Source organism: Schlesneria sp. (assembly GCF_036405755.1).
In the GTDB taxonomy this organism is placed as follows: domain Bacteria; phylum Planctomycetota; class Planctomycetia; order Planctomycetales; family Planctomycetaceae; genus Schlesneria; species Schlesneria sphaerica.
The window spans coordinates 1-9,386 of record NZ_DASWWZ010000135.1 but is presented as its reverse complement, the minus strand read 5'-3'; the positions used below and the strand labels follow the sequence as shown (position 1 = coordinate 9,386).

At 55.8% G+C, this 9,386-nt stretch carries 6 protein-coding genes; 4 read left to right on the top strand and 2 right to left on the bottom strand.

The annotated features are described in order from the left end of the window. Positions 1-459 (top strand): SpoVG family protein (locus VGE80_RS04675; protein WP_440591843.1); only part of this gene is annotated, 459 nt, incomplete at its 5' end. 243 nt (positions 460-702) lie between these two features. Here the strand turns inward: VGE80_RS04675 and VGE80_RS04670 are convergent. Further along, a complete protein-coding gene (locus VGE80_RS04670; protein ID WP_440591842.1) occupies positions 703-1,713 on the bottom strand; it encodes a polyprenyl synthetase family protein in 1,011 nt (336 codons plus the stop codon). 530 nt (positions 1,714-2,243) lie between these two features. On the opposite strand from VGE80_RS04670, the gene VGE80_RS04665 reads away from it, so the two are divergent. The 3 genes from VGE80_RS04665 to ligD all read left to right on the top strand — a co-directional run bounded on the left by VGE80_RS04665 (position 2,244) and on the right by ligD (position 7,980). Further along, positions 2,244-3,896, top strand: a complete 1,653-nt coding sequence (locus VGE80_RS04665; RefSeq protein ID WP_440591841.1) for an RDD family protein — start codon at positions 2,244-2,246, stop codon at positions 3,894-3,896. Positions 3,897-4,016: 120 nt separating this feature from the next. Then, on the top strand, positions 4,017-4,958 hold the full coding sequence (ispH, locus tag VGE80_RS04660) for a 4-hydroxy-3-methylbut-2-enyl diphosphate reductase (protein ID WP_440591840.1): 942 nt from the start codon (positions 4,017-4,019) through the stop codon (positions 4,956-4,958). 331 nt (positions 4,959-5,289) lie between these two features. Continuing rightward, complete coding sequence (gene ligD / locus VGE80_RS04655) at positions 5,290-7,980, top strand: DNA ligase D (protein WP_440591839.1); 2,691 nt, start codon at positions 5,290-5,292, stop codon at positions 7,978-7,980. 101 nt (positions 7,981-8,081) lie between these two features. Here ligD and ku read toward each other — a convergent pair whose 3' ends face one another. After that, positions 8,082-8,960: a non-homologous end joining protein Ku gene (gene ku / locus VGE80_RS04650; protein WP_373649822.1), complete on the bottom strand. Its 879-nt coding sequence runs from the start codon at positions 8,958-8,960 to the stop codon at positions 8,082-8,084. Positions 8,961-9,386 lie beyond the last annotated feature (426 nt).

Below are 9,386 nucleotides of genomic sequence, written 5' to 3'. Positions count from 1 at the left end.
TGTCCCCGCTGTTCAGCGAAAAACCACTTGCGAGCCCAGTTCTGCAATGAATGTGGGGTTCGGTTGCATCAGGACCGGGCCGCGAAGTCAGAAGACGGACGCGCAAAACTCTACGCCGATATCGCTCACCCGATTAATTCTGATTGCCGGGAAACGATCCAGGAGCAAGTCCTTATCGCTTATGTCAGCGAACTGGAACGTTCAAAGCAACCGGGTTATGTCTGCATCTACGACGACTACGGCGAAGACAGCTACGCACAGCTGGGTGAAGACGAGTCCCCCATCAGCGAACTACCCCGTCTGCAACGGAATGGGGAATCACTCCATCGAAGAGACCTGCCCGATATCCGACACTCGACGCCGCATATGAACCGGGTAGAAAACACTTCCAATCCCTTCGCAGTCGCCCAGCGTAATGGGCACGACGAAGAAGATAAGTTTGGGGCAGGGATTATTTAAGACCTGAGACCCCTTGAGAATCGGAATAACGTGGTGCTCTGAACGACCTCTTACATCGTGCAGGCGAGGTATCAGCTTTGTCGTCTTTGAACTGCTGCACGCTACGCATCAACACGCGTCGATCACTCAAACGCTATTCACTGACGAGCTGCCTACAGTCCATCTATTCGAGCAGGCGCCATTGCCCCCAGCGATGTCACTGGATTTATCGAAACGCGGAATGAATGCGACGCCGCCCGAGGATCAGAACGTTCGCTGCACAGCAAACTCGGCGATGTCTGCCAGGATTCGGCGGGCAGGAGTCTGTGGTAGCAGTTCCAGTTGATTTCGTGCCTCGCTGGCCAGATTCTTCGCCACGCGACTGGTGTAGTTGAACGCATCGCTGCGCTCGAAGTAAGGTGTCAGGCGACTTCGCGTTGTTTCATCGGGATGCGCCAGCAACTGACGAATCTCTTGCGATTCCTGCTCGGAAGCTGTCTGAAGGAGGCGAATCAGCGGCAGGGTGAGTTTCTGTTTGAGCAAATCACTGCCCAGTGACTTACCAATCTTTCCTTCGCTGCCCATCAAATCCAGTACGTCGTCAGCAATCTGGAATGCCAGCCCGAGCGATCGACCGTACTGCTCAAGCGCGGCAACGACTGAGGGATCCGACTGGGAATAGTAGGCCCCTAAATGACCACACAGCGCCGTCAATTCAGCCGTTTTCCCATCGATAATCTTGAAGTACGCTTCCTCGGTCAGATCCAGATTACCCCGCTCCTTGATCTGAGACAGTTCTCCTTCGCAGACGATATTGGTCGCCCGACCGATTCGGCGACAGGCGTACGTCGTGTCGAGACTGCTTGCCAGATGAAACGAATGGGTAAAGAGGTAGTCACCGAAGAGTACACTGGTTTCGTTGTTCCAGCGCGAGTTGACGGTTGCCACATGGCGTCGCGTTTCCGCTTCGTCCAGAACGTCATCATGGACCAGAGTCGCGAGATGAATCATCTCGACGACAGCAGAAAGAATTTTGTGGTCTTGTCGAATTCCGCCTGTCGCTTTCGCTGTCAGCAAGAGCAGCATCGGGCGTAACCGCTTGCCACGAAACCGCGTTGAATGATGTAAAATGTCGCACACGTAGGGGTTAGAGCTGTGCAGTTCTTCGGCCAGAATCTGCTCAGCTTCGAGCAATTCCGGACCGATGGCCTGTTCGACCGCGGTCAAAACCGGAACACCCTGCACTACTGACTCGCCTGAACTCTGATGAGACATTTCACACCGTGATTTCGGATCGGATCTCGCAACTACCCAGTCGGCCCCTGTGCTAACCGTAGCCGATCCCCAAAGGTTAACACAGCACTCGAAAAAGCAACGGCCTACAACAATGGACTCTGACTTTGGATGTCAGATGTGGAATGGCGTGAGGACGGGGGATTACCCTTCCACAAGAATTCCAGAGGAGAGTAGGTTATCGGCTGACTCTTGGAAACGCCAATACCACTGCCCGTTCCGAGGGTCGGAAAACATTCCTGCCCGATCCCCACCTCCGGCCCTTTTGCTCGCCGAAACGTTCTCCGATGAAACCACTTTCTGGTTTGTCCTGTACTGTTTCGATGCCCCGATTGCCCCGTCAGACCATTCGCCATGGAATTGGAGACAAAATCAGGTAAATTCACCCCACAGAGAGAATTCCGGGTCGCCACACACTTCAGGAATGGACCTTGGCCATGTCGACAAACCGAGCTGTGCCCGATCCGAGTACTCTCATATGGCCTCCCTATCCGGGAAGATACATTTTCCTGGTGGTTCTCCTGACTTTCGCGTCGATTGCGTTACAGGTCATTTCTTTCGCGGCGATTTCAATCGGGCTGCAGTATCCCCGTTCAGGAGGTCGCTCCAGCGCCATCGGGACCGGGAACAACTCGCTGCTGCCTCACTGCGCGGCCCTTCACAAAGGGGAATTATGGGTCTCGGTTGCCACGACACCTCTTCCCGCAGTACGCCGACCGGGATTTGTTCCGCCACAATCGCGGCTGGTCGTCATCAACCCGAGCGACGGGGCGACCCGGGACTCAGGCATCAGCCTGGAGCCGGGAGCAACCGGGGTAATTTCCGTAGGGGATGAGTTATGGTGCATCTCGAAATCGGTGATGACCCGTATCGTGGATGAGCAGGCCATTCCTCGACGGCCGATCCGTGCTCTAAACGAGCCCTCAAATCCTTTTCTTTACCACGGCGAACTAGCGGTGATCGACCGCAACACGAACGACGACTACGATCTACTGGTATGGCAGAACAACGAGTGGTCTGAAGCGGGGAGGCTTGATATCCCTGGAATGAACGCGACGGGAGCCGCCTGGTTATTCCCCCAAGTACGCGTCCTGGCGACATCGAACTCGATCTATCTGTTTCACTCCACCGGCACGTCAGTCCGTTTTCGTGAGGGACTTTCATTTGTGAGCAACTCGCCTGCGGCGTCGGCGTCGAATCCCGCTAACAGTCCGCTCCCCGAGTTGGGTTCGGAGACGGACAGGGAAGCTGGCTGGACTCCCATCAATCAAATTTCCAACTGGGGAACAGTATGGGACGTGGTCGATGTTGATGGAGACATCCGTATTTACTACGTGCCTTCCCTCAACCATAGTATTGAGCAAATTCGTTGGCAGGACAACGCCTGGATCCACATGCCCCTTTCTGAGAATCTCTTCACAGAGAGTCTGGCGGGAGTGGGGGGAACGCCCGCGTATCTGGTCAGCGATTTCCTGCATTTGTATGAGTTGGGAAACTCGACGCTGAAGCGAGTCGCCCCGTTCGAGCCCATCTCGCCCCTCCTGGAATGGTTTCTCTCCGTCGTTCCCACATTCCTGAGTTACGCTCTCGGAGTCACGATGCTGACCGTCGGCACCTCCTGGCTGATGCGCCGTTACCGAAGTAGCGGGTATCTGTTTGGCAAGCGGACCGTCACCCAGGCCTCCGTTGCTCGACGAGCCATTGCCCGTGGCATCGACCTGCTGATTTCCACTTGCCCCGTATTTATCGGCATCGGCATGTCAGTGCCGTATCTAGTCGAGGCCGAAAAGTTGGGGATGACAGATCCGATCCGTTCTCAATTGGTGGAACTCGTGTTCGCCACGTTCGGAATCTGGTTCCTCGGAGTCATCTTCTTGAGCTTCATGCAAGGACTCTACGGAATTACGCCAGGCAAGTGGCTTTGCGGAATCCGCGCGTTGCAGACCACGTTGCGGCCCCCTGGGCTGTTGCGCTCGCTGACCCGCGAACTTCTAGTGTACGTTGATGGCTTCTTTTTCCTGACCTGGATCCCCGGCATCCTGCTGATTGCGTTTACTCCTCACTGGCAGCGACTGGGTGACCTGGCTGCGGATACCGTGGTCATCCTGAATCGCCGGCCCTCATCAAGCGAAGCAAGTGGCAACGAACCAGTCGAAGTCACGTGACAGGCGTGTTGCTCGATTCCTGCGTCATGACTTACGAAGCCTGCGAGCGCTCTCCTCAATCCTGATTCCGCTGCTAGAATCCGTGCGGGACCTGAATGAATTTCTGGAATTGGAATCTCGATGAAAATTCTTGTGGCGAATCCGCGTGGCTTTTGTGCCGGCGTGAATATGGCGATCGAATGTCTGGACGAAACCATTCGCATGTTCGGTTCGAACATCTACGTTTACCACGAGATCGTGCACAACAAGTACGTGGTCGAGCGATTTCAGAAGCAGGGAGTGACTTTCGTCAATTCCGTTTCCGAAGTTCCCCTCGGTTCACTGCTCCTGTACTCAGCACACGGAGTGTCACCGGAAATCCGGGAACAATCCCGACAGCGTAAATTGCAAACCATCGACGCCACTTGCCCCCTGGTAACGAAGGTCCATCTCGAAGCGATTAAATACGCGCGCGAGGGGTACCACATCATCCTGATCGGGCACGAGGGACATGACGAGGTCATCGGGACGATGGGTGAGGCCCCAGCCAGCATCACACTCATCGAAGAACCTGAAGATATTGAAAAGCTGTCCTTCCCACCCGACGCAAAGCTCGCCTACCTCACCCAGACGACGCTCAGCGTTGAAGAAGCGGGTCGGGTAATTTCGGCGCTCAAGCAGCGATTCCCCAAGATCGAGAGTCCCCCGAAGGAAGACATCTGCTACGCGACAACCAATCGCCAGGACGCTGTGAAACAACTCGCCCAACGTTCTGACATCGTGATTGTCGTGGGAAGCCAGAACAGCTCTAACAGTCGTCGACTTCAGGAAATCGGTGCGTTACTCGGGAAGCCCTCGCACCTGATCGATGGAGCTCAGGAATTGCAGCGCGAGTGGTTCCAGAACGTTTCGACGGTGCTGATCACGGCCGGGGCCAGCGCGCCGGAAGTCGTCGTTCAGGATTGCATCGGGTGGCTGAGCACCGAATTCGGCGCCACAGCAGAAGAGGTGACAACGCGGGAAGAACACGTCTCATTCCCACTTCCACGGGAACTGCGGGCCCTGCAAACCGCCAAGGCATGATGGAAGCAGCACCTGCCCGTCCCAAGTCTCAGTTGCTCAAGTCATTTATGATTGAGCGCCATTGAATCAGGCTGCGGCGGAAGAGAGATTCCGCGCAGCCACCTTTATTTTCTTGCCTGCGGCACCTTCCGGACTCCCGTGCCGGTGACTCTCCCTTCCAGGCAAATCTGAGTGGCCTCTGGCTGCCTGTGAGCATCGGGGTATGAGACCTGCTCACTCATTTTGGCAGGTCATACCAGATGGGGCAGCAGTGGGTGCGAACCGAACGGGTGCGTGCTCGCCGTCCGCTCCCTGGTCGCTCTCCACTCATATTGATCAGCGGGATCATTAGATGGGACTCACCGACTACCAGCGCAAGCGTCGATTCGACAAAACGCCGGAACCCCCGGCCCAAACCAAGGCGGGAAAAGGCTGGTCGTACGTCGTTCAGAAGCACGACGCATCGCACCTGCACTATGACTTCCGCCTGGAACTGGATGGAGTCCTGAAGAGCTGGGCAGTCCCGAAAGGACCCTCTCTCGATACAAAAGTGAAGCGCCTCGCCATTGAGGTCGAAGATCATCCCGTCGACTATGGCACGTTTGAGGGAACGATCCCCGAGGGGGAGTATGGAGGAGGTACCGTCCTCTTGTGGGATACGGGAAGCTGGGAACCGATCGGGGACCCGGAATCTGGACTGCGGGAAGGAAAGCTGAAGTTCAATCTCAAAGGCAAGAAGCTGAAGGGGGGCTGGACTCTCGTCCGCACTCGCCGCAAGGGCAGCTCGTCTCAAAAGCCCCAATGGCTCCTCATCAAAGAACGGGATGCTCAGGCACGCTCCATGGACGACGGGGATATCCTGGAGGAACAACCTCTCAGCGTTTCGTCAAAACGCGATCTGGACACCATCGCCGCTGACGCCGACGCCGGAAAGAAAAAACAAACGACAAAGACGGCCGACATCCCCAAATCACGAACTCGCTCAAGCAGTTCCTCCAAGCCGAGCAAATCAAAGCGAACTCAAGCTTCATCAATCCCCGAGCCCGACAAAATCAGCGTTCAACTGGCCACCCTGGTTGACGAGGCGCCAGAAGGGGATGAATGGTGCCACGAAATCAAATTTGATGGCTATCGAATCATCTGCCACATTGATGATGGAACTATTCGCTTTGTCACACGCAACCACAAAGACTGGACGGCGCGCCTTCCCGAACTGGCCAGACAGGCCGCTCATCTGAAGTGCGATCAGGCCATTCTCGACGGCGAGGTCGTCGCCATGAGTAGCGACGGGACGACCGATTTCCAATCGCTGCAGAACGCCTTCCGTGATCGGGGTACTGACCAGTTGCGATACTACGTCTTCGACCTGCTGTATCTGGATGGAGAAGACCTGCGCGAGCAGCCGCTGCAAGAACGGAAACAGGCACTCCAGACGTTGCTGGAGTCCACATCCAACCATCGATCCATCCAATACTCAGAGCCCATCATGGGGAGGGGGGATGTCTTCCTCAAACAAGCATGCAAACTCCATCTGGAAGGGATCATCTGCAAACGACTGGATCAGCCGTACCATCCGGGACGTGGAACCGACTGGCTCAAGGTGAAGTGTCTAAAACAGGAAGAGTTCGTGATTGGTGGCTTCACGGACCCATCCGGATCGCGAACCGGATTTGGCGCCCTGCTGGTTGGATTTTATGACGACGAACAAAAACTGCACTACGCCGGTAAGGTGGGCACCGGCTTCGATGCAAAACTGCTGAAGGAACTTCATGCAAACATGAAGGAACTGGAAGTGTCAGATTCCCCGTTCGTTGATCTGCAGCGGAAAGTCGGCGATGCGAGGACGGCTCACTGGATCCAGCCGAAGCTGGTCGGACAGATCAAGTTCGCTGACAAAACTCGCGACCTGCGATTGCGACACGCCTCCTTCCAGGGCCTGCGAGAGGATAAGCCACCACGCGACGTCGGCCAGGAAGTACCTGCCAAACTTGAGGAAGTGCTGACCAATCCCGTCCCCAGGAAAGCCTCTCGCAAGAAGGAACCGGCACGACCGGCGGCAGCGACCCAGAAAACGTCCCGCAGCAAACGGGCTCAGAACAGCAAGAGTGCACCCGCAGAAGGTAACTCCGATTTCGATCCGCAGTCAGAAATGTTTGCGGGGGTCCGTTTCACTCATCCTGAAAAAATCGTCTACCCGGAAGCTGAACTCACCAAACTGGACATCGCTCGTTATTACCGGGAAATCGCAGAATGGATCCTGCCACACGTCGTGCATCGCCCCATCGTGGTGGTGCGCTGCCCCGACGGGGCTGGCAAACAGTGCTTCTACCAGAAGCATCCCCAACCCGGCGCTCCAGAGAATCTGCGACAAATTCCAATCAAGGAAAGTACCGCGACAAAGAATTACGTGGTGGTCGACGATGTTGAGGGCCTACTGTCACTCGTCCAGATGGGAAGCCTCGAGATCCACACCTGGGGCAGTACCGAGGATCACCTCGAACGCCCTGATCGTCTGATTTTTGATCTCGATCCTGACGAGAATGTCTCTTGGGCGAAAGTCGTTGAGTCCGCGCGACAAATCCACGACTTTCTGCACGAACTCGGGTTAGCGAGTTTCATAAAAACAACAGGAGGCAAGGGCCTGCACATCGTCCTTCCGATTGAGCGTCGGCATGAGTGGGACGAGGCGAAGGAGTTCTGCAAACGCGTGGCGGACGCGATCGTCGCAGCGGCTCCCGCCCACTTCACGTCGAACATGTCGAAGGCGGCGAGAAAGAACAAAATCTTTATCGACTACTTGCGAAACGCGCGCGGAGCAACTGCCGTCGCCCCCTATTCGACCAGAGCCAAAGAGAATGCCTTCGTTTCGATGCCACTGGAGTGGGAGGAAGTTTCCACGAAGATTACTTCGGACTACTTCACAATCGAGACAGCCCTGCAGCGGCTGGCGACACTGAAACGAGACCCCTGGCGGGAAATATCCAAAGTCCGCCAATCTCTCTCTGCCCCGAGCAAGAAACTGGATAAGGTGCTGCGGAACTAAAGTGGTGAAGGGTGGTGCAGGACGAGGGGCCGTCCCCATTCCTTGCCCAAGGCAAAGCAAGTTGCGGCTGTCGGTACCAGACAGCCGCAGGCTCAAGGGGATCACGCAGACTTCGACTTCCGCTTCGCCGGGGTTTTCAGCCGAGTCGTCTTGGCGGGGGTCTTTTCCGCCATCACCTTGGTTTTTCTGGAATGGGATTTCGCCTGCTCCACGCTCTTCTTCAGGGCGTCCATCAGGTTGATCACATCCGGTTCTTCACTGGGAACAGACGTGACGATGTCGTCCCCCTTGATCTTCGACTCCACTAACTGGGCTACCCGCTCGGTATACTGGTCCGTAAACTGAGCCAGATCGATCTCCTCCTGATAATAGGCCTCGAACAACGTCTTCGTCATTTTGACTTCGGCAGCAGAGACGCTGACCTTGGGAAGTTCGGACGCGAAGAGTCCCGGTTGTTTCACTTGCGCCGCCCCGCTGAGGACGGTCAGGACCAGTAACCCATCCAGCGGGCGGATCATGACTACTTCGTCCTTGCCATTGATGACCAGCCGCCCCACGGCGATTGAATTCTGACTGGCAAGGCACTGTTCGATCACCGCGTAAGGTTTTTCCCCGACGCGTCCATCTGGAATCAGGTAGGACGATTTCTCGGTCAGGTACATCGGATCGATTGCCCCGACCGGAACGATCGCTTCCACGTTGACGGATTTTTCTTTATCAGCCCGCAAGGCAGCAAGTTCGCTGCTGTCCATTACGACGTACTGCCCCTTGGCGTATTCGTAACCCGAGACAATCTCTTCTGATGGGACTGCCCCGTGCTTGGGGCAGGTTTTCACGTACTTGATGCGGCTATGGCATTTTTCATGGAGCTGATTGAAATGAATCTCACCTTCATCAGAACTGACCGCCGAGTACGCTTTGACCGGGACAGAAACGAGACTGAGCTTGAGATAGCCCTTCCAGCTGGATCGAAACGACATGATGTGTCCAGGAGTGGAGGTCAATGAAACATCCGTGGACGGGTTCAGGGCCTCCCAGGCTCCGAATCAGCAGAAAGCAAATTCAGCGCCGGGCACCGCGTTTTCGTTTCCGACATGACATTCGAATTCCTATGGGAATTCGGCCAGTGAGACGTTGAGCGAAAACCCAACGATGTGCACAGCAGACGATCATCCGGAAATTGATTGTGAAAATCCCAGCGCAGGCGGGGATCTAAACTGCAAACCCTAAAACAGCTGACACACCCCGCGGCCCCCTCGGGCCTCGGGTGCATGTCAGCTTTTGATTTTTTTGTCTGCGACTCTCGGAGTTTTAGGCGGCCTGGTGAACGGCGATCCGGGTCGCGTATCAAGGTGTCGAGCGAGTCGTTCATCTTCGGAGAGTCCGGCGGCGCGGATTTGAAGAAT

Coding starts and splice junctions, on each gene's coding strand:
- ku (WP_373649822.1), bottom strand. CDS start 8,960: ATGTCGTTTCGATCCAGCTGGAAGGGCTATCTCAAGCTCAGTCTCGTT.
- VGE80_RS04670 (WP_440591842.1), bottom strand. CDS start 1,713: ATGTCTCATCAGAGTTCAGGCGAGTCAGTAGTGCAGGGTGTTCCGGTT.
- ligD (WP_440591839.1), top strand. CDS start 5,290: ATGGGACTCACCGACTACCAGCGCAAGCGTCGATTCGACAAAACGCCG.
- ispH (WP_440591840.1), top strand. CDS start 4,017: ATGAAAATTCTTGTGGCGAATCCGCGTGGCTTTTGTGCCGGCGTGAAT.